Here is a 20,263-nt window from a genome sequence, read left to right on the forward strand (position 1 = left end):
GATTGTGTTGAATGGCGATGGTCCGCGGCGGGGAAAATGCCGTGGCGCAGGCTCGAACGCGGCGAACCTGCGCTCCGCACGTCCCGCCCGCGGGTGGTCAGTGCCGGGCGACGGGTGCCGGATCGATCGCGCGGGCGAGGCGGCGCTCGGCGTTCGGCAGATCCCCGCGTAGCGTCGCGACCGCGACGTCGCGGGTGATCGGGTCGATATGCTGCGGGCGCAGCGAATGTCGCGCGCGCGCGCGGTGGCACGCCGCCACGTTCGCCGTCGGATCGACGAAGCGGGACCGATCGTCATGGACGCCCGTGAAGGTCATCGTCTCGCAGTGTAATAACATAACATCGCGATAGAAGGGACAGGCGATGCTGTCGAGAGGGTTTCGGACCGGCGCGGCCGGCGAGCCGGATCGGCTCCTTCCTGGCGAAGCGCAGTCCGCGCGCCCGGCCGAGCCGTTCGCGCAGCGTGCGCCCGCCTCAGCGTCGCCGGCCGGCATTGTCCGGCAGGGACAGGCGCAAGACGGTGCCCGACGACGGTCCATCCCGGATATCGACCTGCGCCTTCATCTGCGCGGCCAGGTTGCGTACCAGCTTCAGCCCCAGACTGTCCGACCGCTGGAGATCGAAGTCGGGCGGCAGGCCCGCGCCGTCGTCGATGACGCAAAGCTCGATCGCCTCGCCCGCGCGGGTCAGCGTGACGACGACATGGCCGACGTCGCGATCGGCGAAGCCGTGCTCGATCGCGTTGGCGATGCCCTCCGCCATGATGAGGGCGAGCGGGATCGCCGCGTCGGGCGAGAGGCGGATCCCGGGCACCGCCTCGATCCGGTGGATGATGCCCGGTTTGACGTCCGCGGCGAACAGGTCCGCCATCAGGTCGCGCAGGAAGATGTCGAGCGGCACCTGCTCGCCGGTCGTCGAATAGAGCTGGCGCTGGATGCGGCCGATCAGCTGGAGCTTCGTGGAGGCATCGGTCAGGACCATGCGCGCCATCTGATCGGTCACCTGGCGCTGCTGCAGCGACAGCATCGCGCCGACCATCTGGATGTTGTTCGACACGCGGTGCTGAAGCTCGCTGAACAGCAGCTCCGTCCGCTCCGCCAGCCGGCGCTGCTCCGCGGCCAGTCGCGCCGAGCGCTCGTTGGCGCGCTGCATCGCATCGACGAGGACGATGTCGACCGCGACGACGCCCGCATAGAAGCCCAGCGCGACCAGCGTGCGTGCGTCGATGTGGAAGGTGCGGGCCGGCGGGATGAAGAAATACCAGGCGAGCAGCCCGCACACGAGCGCGGACATCGTCCCCGGCCCGCGCCCGAACAGGAACGACGAGATGATGACGGCCGGGAAGAACGTCAGAAAGGGGAAGCCGGGCGGGAAGGCGGGGTCCAGCTCCCAACGGATCCACCACGCGACCGCGGAAAGCCCCAGGGCGATCGCATAGGCCAGCACCCGGCGCCCGCGCAGCAGCGGCAGTTGCTCGAAGATCCGGCGCTTTGCCCCCATGGTTTTCGTCTAACGCCCTGCTGTGTCGCGCTTCCCTGCGCGATCACGCGGCCGGTTGCAAATTCAGGTTAGGGTTTTTGCGGTGTCCGTACGGCGATGCGGTCGTCAGGCCGCCGCGTCCCCGGCGAAGGTGGCGGCCTGTTCGCGCTTTTCGGGGCGGATGTAGATCGAGGACAGCTGCGGGAAGGAGGCACGCAGCCGGTCCTCGATCTCCTCGATGAACTGCTCCGCGTCGCCCATCCTGACGCCGTCGTCGAAGTCGGCGCTGATCGCGACGAACACCTGCCGGGGCGCGGTGTGGATCGTGCGGACGTGGTTGACGCCCGAAATGACCGGGTGCGCCGCCACGATCCGGGCGATGCCGTCGACCAGCCGGGGGTCCGCTCGCTCGCCGATCAGCAATCCCTTGGCCTCGCGCGCGAGGACGATCGCCACGAAGGCGAGGATCGCCCCGATCGTCATCGACGCCAGCCCGTCGAGCCGCGGGTCGTCGAAATGGTGGCTGGCCCATACGCCGGCCGCGGCCACGATCAGACCCGCCAGCGCCGCCGAATCCTCGAACAGGACGGTGAAGGTCGCGGGGTCCTTCGAATCCTTCACCGCCTGCCACCAGCCGGCTTCCCCCTTGGCCGCGCCGAACTCGCGCAGCGCGATCGTCCAGGAGGTGCCCTCCAGCGCGAAGGCGATCGCCAGCACGATGTAATTGACGACCGGCGAGCCGAGCGGCTCCGGCGCGGACCAGTGGAGCCAGCCCTCGTAGATCGAGACGACCGCGCCGACCGCGAAGATCAGGATCGCGACGACGAACGCCCAGAGATACAGCTCGCGCCCGTATCCGAACGGGTGGAGCGCATCGGGCGGGCGCCTGGCCCGGCGCTCGCCGTAGAGCAGGAGGACCTGGTTGCCGCTGTCGACGACCGAATGGATCCCCTCGGTCAGCATCGCGGTCGATCCGGTGATGGCGGCGGCGACGAACTTCGCGACGCCGATCGCCAGGTTCGCGGCGAGCGCCGCCCAGACGACGATGTTGCGTTGGCCGGCGCCTGCTGTACTCATTCCGCGCGCTTAACCGCACTGGCGCGCGATAGCGAACGCTATCAGGGGTTTGGCGCTATCCGGCCGGTTGCTTGATCCGCGGCATGCCCATGAAGTCGCGCTTGCCCAGCTTCATCCCCTGCGCGCGCAGGATCGCATAGGCGGCGGTGGCGTGAAAATAGAAATTGGGCTGCGCGAACGACAGCAGGAAGTTGGCGCCGGTGAACGGCAGCTGCGTCTCCCCGAACGAGAAGCGCGTATCGGCCTCGGCCAGCGCATCGATCTCGTCGCGGTCCAGCGCGGACAGCTCCGCCTGCGCGCCCTGGACGATCGCGCGCAGCCCCGCCAGGTCGGTCGGCCATGCCCCCATGTCGGGCGAGAAGGAGCCCGCGCGCGTGCCGTGGACGCCGCCGATCGAATGCGACGCGCACGACTTCACCTGATAGCCGAGCGGCAGCATGTCGGGGGCCAGCCGGGCGTCGATCAGCTCGGCCTGGGTCATCCCGCGCTCCTCGCAGAACGCCGCGGCCTTCTCCAGGATGCGATCGAGCGCCCCCAGGATCTGCAGGTTGGAGGGGATGACCGCGTCGTAGAGTGAGAAGGACATGTCGCTGCTCCGGTTGTCGGGCACACTATGCACGTGCGGCGCGCGCGTACCAGTCCGCGTAGCAGGTGTCGCGCGCCATGCGGCGGTTAACGTCCGGGGCGCCGTCGCTCCACCAGACGGGGCCGCGCTCGCCGAGACCCACCTTGGCGGCGTCGACGCGGGCCCGCGCCTGCCGCAGCGCCGCGGCGTCGTGCGCGCGCATGGCGGCGTGGACGGCGCGGCGGGCCGACATCAGCTCGTCGACCAGCGCCTGGCGGGCCTCCGGCGTCAGGGACGGGTCGCTGCGACGCCACAACCGCCCGCGCACCACGATATAGCGGCCGTCGGGGGTCGTCAGCGGCTGGGTCATCGGCCCCGCCCGCGTCCGTCAGCGCGCCGGCACCAGCCGCCGCGGCAGGCGGATCGGCATGTCGAGCAGCTGCTGCGCCTTCCCCTTGGCGAGCGGGTCGAGCCGGAGGCTGGCGAACTGCCCGCCGCCAAGCGACTGGATGCAGTGGAGGTTGATCGCGTTCATCCCCGGCAGGTCGTAGCGCCGGACCTCGGGCGCGCTCGCCCCCTCGAACTCGTGCGCGAAGAAGGCGCGGACGGCGTCCGGGGTCAGCGCGGCGCGGATCCACGGCAGCACCTCCGCGCGGCGCGCGATCACGCCGACGTTGAAGGCGTCGCCCTTGTCACCCGAACGCGCCCAGGCGACCCGGATCAGCGGCACCTCGACCATGTCCTCCTCTTCCACGGGCGCGGTATCGTCCACCGCCGGCGGCACGACCATGGCGGGGGCGAAGGGGCGCGCCGGGGCGGGGGCGGCGACCGCGTGGTCCGTGCCGCCGATCGACACCGTGGCGGTCACGGTGTCGCCGGGGACGAGGAAGGAGAAGACCTGCGCCACCGGGGAGATCGTCGGACGCGCGCCGAACCAGCCGGTCGAGCCGACGCTCATCGAGGTGGTGGGGGAGTCGAACTCGCGCATCATGAGCGCGAGCGCCGCCTCGTCGTCATGCTCGGCACCGATGCGCGCGACGACCTCGCGCGTGGCGGCGAGCGCGGGGTCGGCCTGCGCACCGTAGCTCGCCTCGGTCCCCAGCAGTTCGACGCGGGTCGCGCGCAAGGGGGGCAGGTTGCGGTCGCGCAGCATCTCGCCCACGCGCAGGATCACGGCCTCTGCCTGTCGCTGCGCCTTGCGCGCGGCATCGCGCCCGACCACCGGCATGATGCCGATGAAGCGGAACCCCTTTTCATAGGTGACGCAGGTCTTGAGCCGCCCGCTGGGGGGATAGCCCCTCGCGCCCGTCACCCGCACGCGCGCGTCGCCCGCCGGCTCGACGCGCACCTGCGAGAAGTCGCAGACGACGTCGGGCAGGGCGTAACCCTGGGGGTCGCCGACCTCGTACAGGATCTGCTCGGCCACCGCGGGGACGCAGACGAGCCCGCCGGTACCCGCGGGCTTGGTGACGACGAAGTCGCCGTTTGCGTGGCATTCGATGACGGGATAGCCGATATGCGCCCAGTCGGGGACCGCCTCCCAGTCGGTGAACAGGCCGCCGGTCGCCTGCGCGCCGCATTCGATGACGTGCCCCGCCAGCGATCCCGCGGCGAGACGGTCGTGATCCTGAGCGGTCCAGCCGAATTCGTGCATCAGCGGGCCGAGCGTCAGCGCGCTGTCGACGACGCGTCCGGTGATGACGACGTCCGCCCCCGCCGCCAGCGCCGCCGCGATCGGCGCCCCGCCGAGATAGGCGTTGGCGGTCCAGACCTTTTCGGGATCGGGGAAGGGCTGGCCGCCGAACATCTCGCGCGTGCCCGTCGCGGCGAAGTCGGGGACGCGCGCGATCAGGTCGTCGCCGGTGACGATGGCGATGCGGAACGACACGCCCGCTTCCGCGGCGATCCTCTCCATCCGCTCGCGGCAGGCCTGCGGGTTCACGCCGCCGGCATTGGTGACGATGCGGACGCCCTGCGCCTTGATCTCGCGCAGATTGTCCCTCCACACCCATTCGGTGAAGTCGCGGGCATAGCCCTGATCCGGGCGGGCGCGCTTCAGCTGGCCGAGCGGCGCCATCGTCGCCTCCGCCAGATAGTCGAGGACGATATAGTCGAGGCCGCCGGCCCGCAGCAATTGCGGCGCGGCGACCGAACTGTCGCCCAGAAAGCCGCCCGCCCCGCCGATGCGGATCACCTTCGCCATTCCCGCTCCTCTCGCTGTTGCATCACCGTAAGGCGTTGATGCGGCAGCGACAACCGGCGGGCGCTGCGCCGCCGGCCGGCAGAGGCGCGCGCGGTTGCGGTCCTCGCGCCTGGCCGGGCGTCGCCCGCGATGCTTGACTATGATAACGGCTCGCAATAGCGGCGGTCATCGTGGGGAACGGGAAGGCGCTCGTCGTGCGGCAGAACGATTCATGGCGGGCGGACAATGGCTGACGGCGGTCGCCGACCGGCCGTCGCGCCGGCTGCTCGCCGCAACGCCGCCGCGGCCGATGCCGGGTTCGCCCGATGACCCGCCGCGTCCTGTTCCAGATCCACTGGTTCCTGGGCATCACGGCCGGGTTCGTCCTGGCGGTGATGGGCGTCACCGGCGCGCTGATGAGCTTCGAGGACGAGATCATGGCGGCGCTCAGCCCCGGCGTGGTCCGGCTCGCACCGGCGGCCGGCGCGCGGCTGGAGCCGGACGCGCTGGTCGCGGCGGTGTCGCGGCAGCGGCAGGGCACGCCGGTTTCGCAACTGGTGATCCACCGCGATCCGTCGCTGGCCGCGGAGGCGACGCTGGTGCCGCCCAAGGGGCAGCGGCGCGGCGAGCATGTGTTCGTCGATCCGCGCACCGGGCGCATCCTGGGCCATGCGACCGCCAGCGGCTTCTTCCGCACGGTCATGGACCTGCACCGCTGGCTGGCGCTGCCCGGCGGGCCGAACGGCATCGGCCGCCAGATCACCGGCTTCTCGGCGCTGGCGCTGATCTTCTTCGCGCTGTCCGGCCTCTACCTGCGCTGGCCGCGGCGCGCGCTCGACTGGCGGTCGTGGTTCGTCCTCGACCTGCGCAGGAGCGGTCGCCATCTCTACCGCGCGCTGCATGCCGTCGTCGGCGGCTGGGTGGTGCTGTTCTACCTGCTCAGCGCGCTGACCGGGCTCACCTGGTCCTACGACTGGTATCGACAGGGCGCGCGCTACGTCCTGACCGGCACGCCGGGCGGTGCGCGCGAGCAGCGGGGGGAGGGGGCGGTCTCCACGCTGCCGCTCGCGCCCGCCTGGGCGGCGTTCCGGCGCAGCGATGGCCGGGGCTACGACCGGGTCACGATCAACCTGCCCCGCGGCGACGCGCCGGTCGTGATGCGGGTCCTGCCGGAGGGCGCGCGCTTCGACCGGATGACCGACGAGCTGCGGTTCGATCCCGCCAGCGGCGCCCTGACGAAGGCGGATCGCTACCGCAATCGCCGCGCGGGCGAGATCGTCGCGGGCAATTTCTACGCGCTTCACACCGGGCAGTTCTTCGGGCTGCCGGGGCGGATCGTCATGCTGATCGCCAGTCTGGCCATGCCGCTGTTCACCGTGACCGGGCTGCTCCTGTATCTCGGCCGACGCCGGACGAAGCGCGCGCTGGCCGCCATCGCGGCGCGCGCCGATCCCGTCACCGGCACGCACGGCACGGGGCTGCTGGTCGTCCACGCATCGCAGACCGGCCATGCCGAGCGGCTCGCCCGGTTGAGCGCCGCCGCCTTCCCCGGCGCGACCTTATGCCCGCTCGCCGACGTCCGGGCCGACGGTTTGCGCCAGGCCTCGCGCGCGCTGTTCGTGGTGTCGACCTATGGCGAGGGGCAGGCGCCGGACCGCGCGCGACGCTTCGAGGCGCAGGTCATGGCCGCCCCCGCCGATCTGGCGGGGCTGGATTACGCCGTCCTCGCGCTCGGCGACCGCGATTATACCGATTTCTGCGCCTTCGGTCAGCGCGTCGATGCCTGGCTCCATGCCAGCGGCGGGCGCCGGCTGTTCGACCGCGTCGAGCTGGACGGCGACGACCGCGATGCGGAACGGCACTGGCAGCAACAGCTGGCGGCGCTCGCCGGTCATGCGATCCAGCCCGACTGGACGCCCGCCGCCTATGTCCCCTGGACGCTGGCGGAGCGCACCCACGTCAATCCCGGCAGCCCGGGCGCGCCGATGTACCGCGTGGTCCTCCGCCCGCCGGCCCCGACCCGCTGGACCGCCGGCGCCATCGCCGAGGTGATGCCGCGGCACGCGCCCGCGCGGGTCGATCGCTGGGCCGCGGCGGCGGGGCTGGTGGCGGATGCGACCCGGCGCGAGGCGTGGCGCGACCAGGTGCTGCCGGAGGATGGCAGCATGCCGGCGCTGCCGCTGGCGCACCGCGACTATTCGGTCGCCTCGATCGACGCCTCCGGCGTGATCGAGCTGCTGGTGCGGCAGACGCCGGCCGCGGATGGCGATCCCGGCATCGGGTCGGGGTGGCTGACCCGGACCGCGGCCATCGGCGATCCCATCCGCCTGCGCGTGCGCGACAACCCCGGTTTCGCGCCCCCGCGCGATCCCGCCACGCCGCTGATCCTGATCGGCAACGGCACGGGGCTCGCCGGCCTCGTGGCGCAGCTGCGCGCACGGCAGGCGCAGGGCGGCGGCGCGTGCTGGCTGCTCTACGGCGAGCGCTCGCGCCGGTTCGACCGCCCGTTCGCCGACGTGCTGGCCCGCGCGCAGGAGGAGGGGCTGCTCGTCCGCACCGATCTGGCCTTCTCGCGCGACCGTGATGACGGGCGCTATGTCCAGCATCTGGTCGCCGAAGGGGCCGCCGACCTGTCGGACTGGGTCGCGCGGGGTGCGGCCGTCTATGTCTGCGGCAGCCTCGTCGGGATGGCGACGGACGTCGATGCGGTGCTGCGCGACGTGCTGGGCGACCGGCAGGTGGAGGAGCTGGCCGCCGAGGGTCGCTATCGCCGCGACATCTATTGAAGCGGGGCGTCAGTCGCTCCCAAGGTCCGCGGTCGTCGCCAGCAATGCGAAGGTCGCGAGCCAGTGGCTGCCCATGTAATCGTCGTCGAGATGGGGCAGGCTGGCGGCGAGATGGCGGTCGGCCGCCGCGGTCATCGCCGCGCCGTGGGGATATCCCGGGCCGAGCGCGACGGCGAGCGAGCGCCAGCACCATGCGCGGCTGAGGTTGAGGCCGTCGAGATGCGCGATCTTGCCGTCGCTTCGGTCTGAGACATGCGCCGGCGCGAACAGCGTCGCAGGCTCGCCGCGCGACAGGTCGGGGAGGAAGGCGTCGAACCAGGCCGCGAACGCCGGCGCCGGCAGCACGCGGCTCATCAGCAGCGCCTCGGTCAGCGCGGACGACAGGAAGTCGTCGCCCGAGGGCTCCCACGCCTGGCACCCGCGATCCGCCCCGAACCACGCGCGGGCGTGGCGATCGATCGACGTGACGAGCGACGCGTCGTGCGCCGCCGCCCAGTCCCGCGCGAGCACCAGCGCGAAGGCGGTGTTGGGATGCGTGCCGACGCGGATCGGGTAGGTCAGCCTGGGCAGATAGCCGGCGAACCGCGCGGCGAAGGCGGCGGCGAGCGGCGCCAGCGCCGCGCCCCAGCCGGTGTCGTGGCGTGCCGCCTCGCCATGCAGCGCGAGCAGCCAGGCCCAGCCGTAGGGCCGCTCGAACCCGGCGCTCATCGGACGGTCGAGATAGGCCAGCTCGCCCGCCACGTTGGACGGGGTCAGCATCGCATCGGCGCGCGCGGCGATCGTCGCGGCGGCGGGCAGGTCCGGGAACAGCCGCCGCAGCGTCAGCAGCTGCCACCAGCCGTGCACGCAGCTGTGCCAGTCGAAGCTGCCGTGGAAGATCGGATGGAGCGATGCCGGCGGTACCGCGTCGTGCGCGCCGGTCAGGACGTGATCGAGCTTGTAGGGATAGGCGCGCCCGACATGGCCGAGCGTGATCGCGGCGAAGCGGGCGGCCATGTCGGCGGTCGGGCTGGTCATCGTATCACCCACCAGAGGAGCAGGATGTTGAAGCCGAGCAGCGGCAGCGCGGTCGCCGCCTGCGCGCGGATGACGCCGTAGCGGTCCTTCAGCTCCAGCAGCGCGGCCGGCACGATGTTGAAGTTCGCCGCCATCGGCGTCAGCAGCGTGCCGCAGAACCCAGCGAGCATGCCGATCGCGGCAACCGGCGCCGGGTCGCCGCCGAACTGCCGCACCAGCAGCGGGATGCCGACCCCCGCCGCCATGACCGGGAAGGCGGCGAAGGCATTGCCCATCACGATGGTGAACAGCGCCATGCCCAGCGCATAGACGAGCACCGCGCCCAGCACGCTGCCCGCCGGGATCGCCGCGCCCGCCAGCCCCCCGACGACGTCGCCCACGCCGGCGAGCGCGAACACCGCGCCCAGGCTGGCGAGCAGTTGCGGCATCACCGCCGCCCAGCCGATCTCGTCGAGCAGCCGTCGCCCGGCGCGGATGCCCGCGAGCGGCGGCGCGCGCAGGACCCGGTGGCACAGCGCGAGCGCCAGCAGCACGCCCATCGCCAGCGCGACCAGCGTCGCCTGCTTCGGATCGATCAGCGTCGGCATTTGCTTGAACAGCAGCGTGCCCCCCAGCGCGGCGGCGGGGATGACGAGCGCCAGGATCAGGAGCGGCCCTTTCGGCGCATCGGCCGCGGCCGGCTCCCCGCGCCGCATCCGGCCCGAGGTGGCGGTCGCGACCAGCGCCAGCACGAGGACGCCGTTGCCGACATCGCCGATCCGGTCGCCGGCGAAGAAGGACAGCGCCAGCAGCGCATGGAACAGCGCATTGGCCCAGCGCCGGTCGACGATGCCGAGCACCGCGCACCCCGCGAAGAACGCCCCCGCGACCAGATACACGAAGCCGAGGCCGATCATGCCGCACCCCGCGTCAGGCGGCGGTCGAGCCACCAGAGCCGCGCACCGTGGATCAGGAAGGCGGCGACCGCGGTGGGGATCGCCCAGACCGACAGGTGGAACGGCTCGATATGGATGCCGTAGCCGTCCAGAACGCCCTTCATCAGCAGGATCGAGCCGATCGCGATGAAGATGTCCTCGCCGAAGAACAGGCCGATATTGTCCGTCGCCGCGGCGAGCGCGCGCACCTGCTCCGGCGCCGCGGCCCCCTGTCGCTCCGCCGCGGCCTCCGCCATCGGCGCGACGAGCGGGCGCACCGTCTGGGCGGGCCCGGCGATCGCGGTGAGGCCGAGCGCGGCCGCGATCTGGCGGAACAGCAGATACCCCGCCAGCAGCCGCCCGACGGTCAGTCCGCGCAGTCCGGCGACGAGCGCGCGCGCCCGCGCCTGCAACCCGCCGCGCTCCAGCAGCCCGATCACGGGCAGCACCATGTAGATGGCGGTGACGTAGCGCGTTTCGTTGAAGGCGTGGCCGAAGCGCGCCAGCACGGCGAGCGGGTCGAGCCCCGCCGCCAGCCCGGTCGCCAGCGCCGCGACGACGATCACCAGCAGCGGGTTGAACCGCAGCAGGAACCCCAGCGCGATCACCGCGACGCCCGACAGGACGAGCATCAGCGCGCCGTCCCGTAGCCGCCGCCGCCCGGCGTCTCGATCACGAAGACGTCGCCCGGCGCCATGTCCGCGGAGGCGACCGACCCCAGCGTTTCGACGCCGCCATCGGCGCGCTCGATCCTGTTCGCGCCGGGCGCGCCGTCGCCCCCGCCCGCCAGGCCGAAGGGCGCGATGCGGCGGTGGTTCGACAGGATATTGGCGCGCATCGGCGCGAGGAAGCGCAGGCGCCGCGTCGCGCCGTCGCCGCCGCGCCATTCCCCCGCGCCGCCCGAGCCGCGGCGGATCGAGAATTCCTCCAGCAGCACGGGGAAGCGCGTTTCCAGCACCTCCGGGTCGGTCAGCCGGCTGTTCGTCATGTGCGTCTGCACCGCGCTGGCCCCCGCGAACCCCGCCCCCGCCCCCGCGCCGCCCGCGATCGTCTCGTAATATTGGCGCGCCGCGTCGCCGAAGGTGAAGTTGTTCATCGTCCCCTGCGACGCCGCCATCGCGCCGAGCGCGCCCATCAGCGCATCGGTGACGACCTGGCTCGTCTCGACGTTGCCGGCGACGACCGCGGCGGGGAAGCGGGGGTTGAGCATCGAGCCCGGCGGCACGACCAGCGTCACCGGGCGCAGGAAGCCGTCGTTGAGCGGCGTGTCCGACGCGACCAGGGTGCGGAGCACGTAGAGCACCGCCGCGCGGGTCACCGCGAGCGGCGCGTTGGTATTGCCGGGGCGCTGCGCGCTGGTGCCGGTGAAGTCCACGGTCAGCGCGCCCGCCGCCGCGTCGACCCGCACCGCGACGCGCACCACCGCGCCGTCGTCGGTCGGATAGGCGAAGGTGCCGTCCGACAGATCGCGGATCGCGCGGCGCGCCAGCATCTCCGCATGCGCCTGCACATGCTCCATATAGCCGGACACGACCGCGAGGCCCTGTTCCTCCACCAGCCGCTCCAGCCCCGAAACGCCGTGGGCGCAGGCGGCGAGCTGCGCGGCGAGATCGGCCATGTTCTGGTCGATGTTGCGCGCCGGGTGCGGGCCGGCGGCGAAGAGCGCGCGCAGCTCCGCATCGCGCAGCCGCCCCTGCGCCATGACGAGGATGTCGTCCAGCACGACGCCTTCGTCGCGCAGGCTGCGGCTGTCGGCGGGCATCGAGCCGGGACTGGTGCCGCCGACATCGGCATGGTGCCCGCGCGCCGCGACGAAGAAGGCAGGCGTCGCGCCGCCGGCGAAGACGGGCTGGACGACGGTGATGTCGGGCAGATGGGTGCCGCCGCGATAGGGATCGTTGACCGCATAGGCATCGCCCGCGCGCATCCCGCGTCCGTCCGCGGCGCGGCTGGCGATCAGGTGGCGGACGCAATCGCCCATCGACCCCAGATGCACCGGGATGTGCGGCGCGTTGGCGATCAGATGGCCGTCGGCATCGAAGATCGCGCAGGAGAAATCGAGCCGTTCGCGGATGTTGACCGACGCGGCGCTGCGCTGGAGCGCGGAGCCCATCTCCTCGGCGAGCCCCATGAACAGGCCCGCGAAGATCGCGAGGCGGACGGGATCGACCTGCGTGTCGACCTGCGTGTCGGCGGTGGCGGTGCGGGGCGCGGATCGCGTCAGGCGCAGCGTGCCGTCGTCGAGCATGGTCGCGGACCAGCCCGGCTCGACCGCGACGGTGGAGGTGTCGTCGACGATCAGCGCCGGCCCCGCGACGAGAGCGCCGGGCCCCAGCGCCGGGCGGCGGTGGAGCGGCGCCCGGTGCCGCGCGCCGGCCATCGTGACCCGCGTTTCCTCCGCCGGGTGCGCCTCGGCGGCGACCGGCATCGCGGCGAGCGGCGGGGTCGGCAGGACCGCCTCGACCTGCACGCGCTCGACGATCAGGTCGTCGTCGCCCACGAAGCCGAAGCGCTCGCGGTGCGCCGCGGCGAAGGCGGACGCCATCGCCGTCGCCGCGCCGACCGCCACGTCGATCCCCTGATCGGTGCGCGCGTAGCGCAGCGTCGCCGTCCGCTCGACGACCGCGCCCACGCCGACCTCGCGGCGCGCGTCCACGGCGAGATCGTCCAGCGCCGCGCGCCAGGCGTCGTCCGCGAGCGGTGCCTCGGTCGTCCGCTGCCGCACCGCGCGCCGGTCGGCGAGCGCGATGCCCCAGGCGGACAGGACCCCGGCCAGCGGATGCGCCAGCACCTGCGCAATGCCCAGCGCATCGGCGACCAGGCAGGCGTGCTGCCCGCCCGCCCCGCCGAAGCTCATCAGCGCGTAGCTGGCGGGATCGTGACCGCGCGCGACCGACACCGCCTTGATCGCATTCGCCATGCTGGCGACCGCGATCGCGACCAGCCCCTCGGCAGCGGCCATCGGATCGGGCCGCGTGCCGCCGGCGGCGGCGACCGTATCGAGCAGCTCGTCGAGGCGCGCCTGCGCCGCGTCGCGGTCGAGCGGCTGGTCGCGTCCGGGGCCGAAGACGGCGGGAAAGTGCGCGGGCACGATCTTGCCGAGCAGCAGGTTGCAGTCGGTGACCGTCAGCGGCCCGCCGCGGCGGTAGCATGCCGGGCCGGGATCGGCGCCGGCCGACTCCGGCCCGACGACGAAGCGGCCGCCGTCGAAGCGGCAGATCGATCCGCCGCCCGCCGCGACGGTGTCGATCCGCAGCATCGGCGCGGAGACGCGGACGCCCCCGATCACCGCCTCCTGCCGCCGCTCGAACGCGCCGGCCCAGAGCGACACGTCGGTCGAGGTGCCGCCCATGTCGAAGCCGATCACCCGCGGCGCGCCGGCCGCGCCCGCCGCCGCCGCCATGCCGACGATGCCGCCGGCGGGACCGGAGAGCAGCGCGTCCTTGCCGCTGACGTCGCGCGCCATCGCGAGCCCGCCCGACGAGCGCATGAACAGCGGGGCCCCGCCGAACGCCGCCTCCAGCGCGTCGACATAGCGGCGCAGCACCGGCGAGAGATAGGCGTCCGCCGCGGTCGTGTCGCCGCGCGCGATCAACCGGACCAGCGGCGAGACGCGGTGGCTGGCGGACACCTGCGTGAAGCCGATGCGGGCGGCGAGCGCGGCCAGCGCCGCCTCGTGCGCGACATGGCGCCAGCCGTGCATCAGCACGATCGCGACGCTGCGGAAGCCCGCGTCGAAGGCGGCGCGCAAGGCGCTGTCCGCCGCTGCGATGTCGAGCGCGCGGATGGTGCGGCCGTCGACATCGACGCGCTCGTCGATCTCGATCACATGGTCGGCGAGCGGCGGCGCCTTGTGGATGGCGCGCGCGAAGATGTCGGGCCGGTCCTGATAGCCGATCGCCGGCGCATCGCCGAACCCGCGCGTGATCGCGAGCACCATGGGCTCGCCGCGCCGTTCGAGCAGCGCGTTGGTCGCGACGGTCGTGCCGATCCGGACGTCGATCGGCGGCAGCGCGCCATCGGTGACGCCCGACAGCCGCCGCACCGCCTCCACCGCGGCATCGTCGTAGCGGCCGGGATCGATCGACAGCAGCTTGACGATCGCGATCGTCCCGTCCGCGCGCTCCGCGACCACGTCGGTGAAGGTGCCGCCCCGGTCGATCGCGATGCGGCGGAGGGGGGCGGGGCGATCGTCCGGGGAGGCCATGCGGCCGTATCGCAGCTGACGCCGGCGATGTCACTCGCGCCGCTCAGCGGAAGGCGGCGGAGACGATGGCCTGATGCCCGAGGACGAACTGCCCGACATAGGTGACGAAGCTGATCGTCAGCCCGACCAGGAACACGCGGTACGCCCATCCCAGCAGGCGGTATTTCTTGTAGTGCAGCACGCGGCCGTTCTGGTGCACGTCGCGCGCCATCGTCGCGAAGATGGTGTCGTCGCTCTGCATCTGCTCGCACAGGCGGGCGACGTATTCGTCTTCGTCGAGCTGGCTGAACGAGCCGAAGAACAGCAGGTTGGGGCGCGGCGTGCGGATCGTGCGGACCTGCGGCAGGATCGCGAGCACCGCGAGCACCGCCGCGAAGAACGCGAACGCGCCCAGGATCAGCAGGGGCAGCGGCGTGCCGCCGCCGTTGCTCTGGCCGATCGCGATCGTGAAGATGACGAAGGTCGCCCCCATCAGGATGCTCGCCTTCTGGTCCGCCATCTGGCTCAGCGTCACATGCGTGCGATGCACCGCGACCAGCATGTCGATCGCGTTCGCGGTGTAGCGCGCCGGGATATGACGCCCGGGATCGCCATCGTCGTCGCGCATGTTCCGTTCCCCCCGTATCCGCCCCGGCGACGAAATGCCGTGTCGCGGCGTGTTTGCACAGCGAAAATGCGCGCGGCGACGGCGGCGCGCGGCGTGGTACCCGGATGGCCCGCGTTCGTTTGACCTGCTATCCATCCGGTTGAAGCCACGCGCGAAGGGACCTTCCATGCCGCTGATTGTGAACGGGAAGCAGGCGGACGCCCCGGCCGACCCACGCGTTTCGCTGCTCGATCACCTGCGCGAGAACCTGCACCTGACCGGCACGAAGAAGGGCTGCAACCAGGGCGCGTGCGGCGCCTGTACCGTGCTGGTGGACGGCGAGCGGATCCTGTCCTGCCTCGCGCTCGCGGTGCAGTACGACGGGCGTGCGATCACGACGATCGAGGGGCTGGCCGACGGCGATGCGCTGCACCCGTTGCAGGCCGCCTTCGTCGAGCACGACGGCTTCCAGTGCGGCTATTGCACGCCCGGGCAGATCTGCTCGGCGATCGGCATGGCCGGCGAGCTGGAGCGCGGGGTGCCGAGCCACGTCAGCGCCGATCTGTCGGGGCGGGCGTCGTGGACGCGCGAGGAGATACAGGAGCGGATGAGCGGCAATCTGTGTCGCTGCGGCGCGCACAACGGGATCGTGGACGCCATCCGGGCAACCTTCGCGGCGGAGGCATCGGCATGACGCCGTTCGATTACGCCCGCGCCGCGGATACCGCCGACGCGCTGCGGCAGGGCGCGGTCGCCGGTACCGCCTATCTGGGCGGCGGTACCAATCTGGTCGACCTGATGCGCGAGACGGTCGCGCGGCCGGCGCGGCTGGTCGACGTCAGCACGCTGCCCGCCGCGATCGGGGAGACGGCGGACGGGGGGCTGACGATCGGCGCCGCGGTCCGCAACACCGCGCTGGCCGAGCATCCCGCGGTACGCGCGCGCTACCCGCTGCTGTCGCGCGCGATCCTGGCCGGCGCGTCGGCGCAGATCCGCAACATGGCGACGGTGGGCGGCAACCTGCTGCAACGCACGCGCTGCACCTATTTCTACGACACCGACGGATCGCGCTGCAACAAGCGGGAGCCGGGCGCAGGATGCGATGCGCGCGAGGGGTTCAACCGCATCCACGCGGTCCTGGGCGCGTCGGACGCGTGCGTGGCGACCCATCCGTCGGACATGTGCGTCGCGCTGGCCGCGCTGGACGCGACGGTCCATGTCGCGGGTCCGGGCGGCGCGCGGACTATCCCCTTCGCCGATCTCCATCGCCTGCCCGGCGACCGGCCCGATCGCGACACCCACCTCGACCCCGGCGAGCTCGTGACGGCCGTCGCGCTGCCGCCGCTGCCCGACGGCGCGCGGTCGACCTATCGCAAGGTGCGCGACCGGGCGAGCTATGCCTTCGCGCTGGTGTCGGTCGCGGCGGTGCTGGAGCTGGAGGGCGATCGCATCCGGCACGTCCGCATCGCGTTCGGCGGCGTCGCGCACAAGCCGTGGCGCGCCGCGACGGCGGAGGCGGCGCTGCTCGGCGCGGCGGCGACGCGTCAGGCGTTCCTCGACGCCGCGGCGGCGGAGTTCGCGGACGCGCGCCCGCTGCGCGACAATGCGTTCAAGCCGGCGCTGGCGACGCGCACGCTGGCCGCGGTGCTGGAAGACCTGTCGACGGGAGTGGCGGCATGAGCATCATCGACAGCGCCAAACAGGCAGCGCAGGGCCTGGTACAGGAGCTGGTACAGGGCGCCATGACGAAGCTGGTGCCGCTGGCGCCCGACAGCTGGATCCCCGGCGGCGTCCCCGACCCGCTGATCGCGCGCAAGCATGGACTGATCGGGCAGCCCGTCTCGCGGCTCGACGGCGCATTGAAGGTGCGGGGCGAGGCTGCGTTCGCTGCGGAGCATCGCTTCCCCGACATGACCTATGCCGCGCTCGCCTATGCGACCATCGCGCGCGGGCGGATCGCGACGATCGATGCCGCGGCGGCGGAGGCGGCGCCCGGCGTGGTGCTGGTGATGACGCACCGGAACGCGCCGCGCATGGCGACGCCGCCGGTGTTCGGCTCGTCACCGTCCGCCGTGGGGCCGGCCGACCTGCCGATCCTGCAGGACGATCGCATCCACTGGAACGGGCAGCCGATCGCGTGCGTGCTGGCCGAGACGCAGGAACAGGCCGATCACGCCGTCTCGCTGCTGCGCGTGACCTACGCCGCGGAGGAGTCGACCACCTCGCTCGCGGGCGCCAGGGCGAACGGTATCGAGCAGGGGCTGTTCATGGGTCAGCCGCTGCTGAACGAGATCGGCGATGCCGAGGCGGCCTTCGCGGCGGCGCCGCACAAGGTCGATCACCTCTATCGCACGCCGCGGCACAACCACAATCCGATCGAGCCGCATGCGGCGACGATCGCCTGGATCGGCGACGAGCTGGTGATCCACGACGCCAGCCAGATGGTGACGCAGCAGGCGCAGACGATGGCCGATACGTTCGGGCTGGCGACCGATCGGGTGCGGCTGACCTCGCCCTATGTCGGCGGCGGGTTCGGCAGCAAGGGGCTGTGGGATCATCAGGTGATCGGCGCGGCGGCGGCGAAGCTGGCGGGCCGTCCCGTGCGCATCGCCCTGTCGCGCGAGGGCGTCTACCGCGTCGTCGGCGGGCGCACGCTCACCGAGCAGCGCGTGGCGATCGGCGCCGATGCGGACGGGCGGTTCCAGGCGCTGATCCACACCGGGCTGTCGGTCATGACGCCGCACAACAACATGCCCGAGCCGTTCATCCTGGGGACGCAGGCGGGCTATGCCGCGCCGAACATCCTGCTGAAGGTGGAGGTGACGCGGATGAACATGCTCGCCAACACCTTCATGCGCGCGCCGGGCGAGGCGGTCGGCACCTTCGCGCTCGAATCCGCGATCGACGAGCTGGCGGTGGAACTGGGGATCGACCCGGTCGAGCTGCGGCTGCGCAACGAACCGGACAAGGACCCGACCAACGGTCTGCCCTTCTCCTCGCGCCATATCGCGCAGGCGTGGCGCGAGGGGGCGGCGCGCTTCGGCTGGAACGATCGCCCGGCGCGCGGCACGCGGCGGGAGGGCGAATGGCGCATCGGCGTGGGCTGCGCGACCGGCACCTATCCCTATTACCGGATGCCCGGCGCGGAGGCGCGCATCACGCTGACCCGCGAGGGCGATGCGGTGACGGCGCTGGTCGAGGTGGCGGCGGCGGAAATGGGGATGGGCACCTCCACCACCACCGCGATCGTCGCGGCGGAGCGGCTGGGCCTGCCGCTCGACCGCGTCGCGGTGGGCTATGGCGACAGCGCCATTCCCGGCGCGATCATGGCCGGGGGATCGCAGCAGACCGCGGCGATCGGCGCCGCGGTGATCGCCGCGCACACCGCGCTGGTCGGCGACCTGCTCCAGCTCGCGGGCAACGATTCGCCGCTCGCCGGCCTGTCGCCCGAAGAGGTCGGGTGCGACGACGGTGGCCTCGCCAGCCTCGCCGACCCGGCGCGGCGCGAAAGCTATGCCTCGATCCTCGGCCGGGCGCAGCGCGACAGCGTCACCGCGACGAAGGCGGGGTCTGCACCGCTGGAGACGATGCACTGGTCGATGCATTCGCACAGCGCGCTGTTCTGCGAGGTACGGGTCAATGCGGTGACGGGCGAAACCCGCGTCAGCCGCTTCCTCGGCGCGTTCGATTGCGGCCGCATCCTCAATCCCAAGACGGCGCGCAGCCAGTTCCGCGGCGGGATCATCATGGGGCTGGGCATGGCGCTGATGGAGGAGACGCAGTTCGACGAACGCAACGGGCGGATCATGAACCCCAGCCTGGCCGAATATCACGTGCCGGTGCATCTCGACGTGCCCGAGATCGACGTGATCTGGACCGACATCCCCGATCCCCACGCCCCGATGGGCGCGCACGGGATCGGGGAGATCGGGATCACCGGCGTCGCCGCGGCGGTCGCGAATGCGATCTACGACGCGACGGGCACGCGGGTCCGCGACCTGCCGATCACGCTCGACAAGGTGGTCTGATCGCGCGGCCCCGCCGCGATCACCCCTTTACCGCGTGCGATCCGTGGCGGATGCGCGCGCTGGCGATGCTTTCGGTCATCGTCTCATATTGGGCGACGGAAAAGCCCGCCGCGAAGAAGGCGCGAACCTCGCTGGCGGGCACGGCGAAGCTCATGTGCCAGGTCAGCACCGCCATCCGCCGCAGCGCCTCCAGCCGCGGGTCGGCGAGATGCGCGGGATGACGCCGCGTGCCGAAGACCTTGCCCAGCGCGATCGACATGCGGCCGGGGCGCGACAGCGAGGACAGCCGGTCGCCGCGCGCCAGCGCGACCACCGACCATTCGAGCCCGGTCAGGCGGCCTTCGTCATCCGCGACCGCCGGCGGGGCGACCGGGAAGGTGGCGGTGTGGAGCGGGTCGCCGGAGAAATCGACATAGGCCATGGCAGGCTTCCTTGGACGGTGCGCGCGTCTCCGCCTCGCGATCCCATCCGGATCGCGACGACAGCGGCGCGGAATGACGGACGCAGCGACCCCGGGGCCGCGCGGCGCGGGCGAAGGGGTGACGGCGGTTCGGGGGGTAAGGCGGACGTGCGGGGCGCGCGGTCACCTGGTGTTGGATCGACGGACCGGATGGTGTTGCATGAACTCCCTCCCTTCGAGAGCGACGGGGCGCCGCGGCTTGGCGTCTCTTCTATACTGATCGGTATAGAAGCACCGGACGGTCGGCGTCAACGACTTTCTGTACCGCCCGGTAGATTATTTCACCGGCCCGGCCACATCGACAGGCTGGTGTCGACGATGCGCGTCAGGTCGGCCCGCGTCGCGCCCGACCCGGCCTGCACCGCCATGCCCTGGAGGATCGCGTAGAGATAGCTCGTCAGCCCGGCGACATCGACGTGCGCGGGAAGGTCGCCCTCGCGCTTGGCCTGTTCGAACCGCTCCACCAGTGCGGCCTGCGACGATGAGCGGCGCTGGATCACGTCGGCCTTGATCGACTCGGCCTCGGCGCCGCACGCGGTGGCGCTGATGACGCCCAGGCACCCCTTGGGATCGCAATTGCTCGTCTGCGCGTCGATCGCGCCGCGCATGAAATGCTCGGCGACGGCGCGTGCGGTGGGCTGCTTCAGCGCCTCGCGCGTATATTGCAGCTTCTCCGCCTCGTAGAGGTCGAGCGCCTTGTGGAACAGCGCCTCCTTGTTGCCGAAGGCGGCGTAGAGGCTGGGTTTGGTGATGCCCATCGCCTCGGTCAGATCGGCCATGGAGGCGCCGTCATACCCCTTGGCCCAGAACACCCCGAGTGCGGCGGTCAGCGCCCGATCGACACAGAATTCGCGCGGGCGGCCCTTGCTGGCGGTGGCGGTCGAGGTTTCCATAACGGTCGGTATATAATGGCGGTTCGCGTGCGGAGCAACTCGGCGTGACGCCGGCCTTAGTTCAAACGCC

Annotated in this window: 17 protein-coding genes; 4 read left to right on the forward strand and 13 right to left on the reverse strand. The window is 72.1% G+C overall.

All coding sequences use genetic code 11. The features are described 5' to 3' along the window. Positions 1-97: 97 nt before the first annotated feature. The 6 genes from PGN23_RS08185 to PGN23_RS08210 all read right to left on the reverse strand — a co-directional run bounded on the left by PGN23_RS08185 (position 98) and on the right by PGN23_RS08210 (position 5,323). Positions 98-316 carry a hypothetical protein gene (locus tag PGN23_RS08185; RefSeq protein WP_335302398.1) on the reverse strand — a complete coding sequence of 73 codons (219 nt, stop codon included), beginning with the start codon at positions 314-316 and terminating at the stop codon, positions 98-100. 157 nt (positions 317-473) lie between these two features. Further along, entirely contained in the window at positions 474-1,499 is a 1,026-nt protein-coding gene (locus PGN23_RS08190) for a sensor histidine kinase (RefSeq protein WP_335302399.1), read from the reverse strand. A 105-nt stretch (positions 1,500-1,604) separates the two neighbouring features. Further along, entirely contained in the window at positions 1,605-2,555 is a 951-nt protein-coding gene (locus PGN23_RS08195) for a cation diffusion facilitator family transporter (protein WP_335302400.1), read from the reverse strand. Between the two features lie 55 nt (positions 2,556-2,610). Then, positions 2,611-3,141, reverse strand: coding sequence for a DUF1993 domain-containing protein (locus PGN23_RS08200; RefSeq protein WP_335302401.1), 531 nt, complete (start codon positions 3,139-3,141; stop codon positions 2,611-2,613). A 25-nt stretch (positions 3,142-3,166) separates the two neighbouring features. Continuing rightward, complete coding sequence (locus PGN23_RS08205) at positions 3,167-3,490, reverse strand: hypothetical protein (protein ID WP_335302402.1); 324 nt, start codon at positions 3,488-3,490, stop codon at positions 3,167-3,169. Between the two features lie 18 nt (positions 3,491-3,508). Next, a complete protein-coding gene (locus PGN23_RS08210) occupies positions 3,509-5,323 on the reverse strand; it encodes an acyclic terpene utilization AtuA family protein (protein WP_335302403.1) in 1,815 nt (604 codons plus the stop codon). 305 nt (positions 5,324-5,628) lie between these two features. On the opposite strand from PGN23_RS08210, the gene PGN23_RS08215 reads away from it, so the two are divergent. Then, the gene (locus PGN23_RS08215; protein WP_335302404.1) at positions 5,629-8,088 is read left to right on the forward strand and encodes a sulfite reductase flavoprotein subunit alpha; all 2,460 of its coding nucleotides are present in this window, start codon (positions 5,629-5,631) and stop codon (positions 8,086-8,088) included. Between the two features lie 9 nt (positions 8,089-8,097). Here the strand turns inward: PGN23_RS08215 and PGN23_RS08220 are convergent, their stop codons facing one another. The 5 genes from PGN23_RS08220 to PGN23_RS08240 are packed head-to-tail and all read right to left on the reverse strand — an operon-like array spanning position 8,098 to position 14,833. Further along, the gene (locus PGN23_RS08220) at positions 8,098-9,105 is read right to left on the reverse strand and encodes a DUF2891 domain-containing protein (protein WP_335302405.1); all 1,008 of its coding nucleotides are present in this window, start codon (positions 9,103-9,105) and stop codon (positions 8,098-8,100) included. Beyond that, positions 9,102-10,001, reverse strand: a complete 900-nt coding sequence (locus tag PGN23_RS08225) for a DUF979 domain-containing protein (RefSeq protein ID WP_335302406.1) — start codon at positions 9,999-10,001, stop codon at positions 9,102-9,104. The genes PGN23_RS08220 and PGN23_RS08225 overlap by 4 nt, the downstream gene beginning before the upstream one ends. Continuing rightward, positions 9,998-10,651, reverse strand: coding sequence for a DUF969 domain-containing protein (locus tag PGN23_RS08230; protein ID WP_335302407.1), 654 nt, complete (start codon positions 10,649-10,651; stop codon positions 9,998-10,000). Before PGN23_RS08230 ends, PGN23_RS08225 begins: the two co-directional genes overlap by 4 nt. Continuing rightward, entirely contained in the window at positions 10,651-14,226 is a 3,576-nt protein-coding gene (locus PGN23_RS08235) for a hydantoinase B/oxoprolinase family protein (protein ID WP_335302408.1), read from the reverse strand. The genes PGN23_RS08230 and PGN23_RS08235 overlap by 1 nt, the downstream gene beginning before the upstream one ends. A 43-nt stretch (positions 14,227-14,269) precedes the next feature. Further along, the gene (locus PGN23_RS08240) at positions 14,270-14,833 is read right to left on the reverse strand and encodes a Pycsar system effector family protein (RefSeq protein ID WP_335302409.1); all 564 of its coding nucleotides are present in this window, start codon (positions 14,831-14,833) and stop codon (positions 14,270-14,272) included. A 166-nt stretch (positions 14,834-14,999) separates the two neighbouring features. Here PGN23_RS08240 and PGN23_RS08245 point away from each other — a divergent pair, with 166 nt between their 5' ends. From PGN23_RS08245 to PGN23_RS08255, 3 genes are read left to right on the forward strand one after another with little or no spacing between them, the layout of a single operon-like run. Further along, positions 15,000-15,506 (forward strand): 2Fe-2S iron-sulfur cluster-binding protein, encoded by a 507-nt coding sequence (locus PGN23_RS08245; protein WP_335302410.1) that lies wholly within the window; start codon positions 15,000-15,002, stop codon positions 15,504-15,506. Further along, positions 15,503-16,492, forward strand: a complete 990-nt coding sequence (locus tag PGN23_RS08250; RefSeq protein ID WP_335302411.1) for an FAD binding domain-containing protein — start codon at positions 15,503-15,505, stop codon at positions 16,490-16,492. Before PGN23_RS08245 ends, PGN23_RS08250 begins: the two co-directional genes overlap by 4 nt. Continuing rightward, the gene (locus PGN23_RS08255) at positions 16,489-18,840 is read left to right on the forward strand and encodes a xanthine dehydrogenase family protein molybdopterin-binding subunit (protein WP_335302412.1); all 2,352 of its coding nucleotides are present in this window, start codon (positions 16,489-16,491) and stop codon (positions 18,838-18,840) included. Before PGN23_RS08250 ends, PGN23_RS08255 begins: the two co-directional genes overlap by 4 nt. A 19-nt stretch (positions 18,841-18,859) precedes the next feature. Here the strand turns inward: PGN23_RS08255 and PGN23_RS08260 are convergent, their stop codons facing one another. Together PGN23_RS08260 and PGN23_RS08265 are read right to left on the reverse strand one after the other, a co-directional pair. Next, positions 18,860-19,261, reverse strand: coding sequence for a hypothetical protein (locus tag PGN23_RS08260; RefSeq protein WP_335302413.1), 402 nt, complete (start codon positions 19,259-19,261; stop codon positions 18,860-18,862). 320 nt (positions 19,262-19,581) lie between these two features. After that, positions 19,582-20,193, reverse strand: a complete 612-nt coding sequence (locus PGN23_RS08265) for a TetR/AcrR family transcriptional regulator (RefSeq protein WP_335302414.1) — start codon at positions 20,191-20,193, stop codon at positions 19,582-19,584. Positions 20,194-20,263: the final 70 nt, after the last annotated feature.

The organism is Sphingomonas adhaesiva, from assembly GCF_036946125.1.
GTDB classification, from domain to species: domain Bacteria; phylum Pseudomonadota; class Alphaproteobacteria; order Sphingomonadales; family Sphingomonadaceae; genus Sphingomonas; species Sphingomonas adhaesiva_A.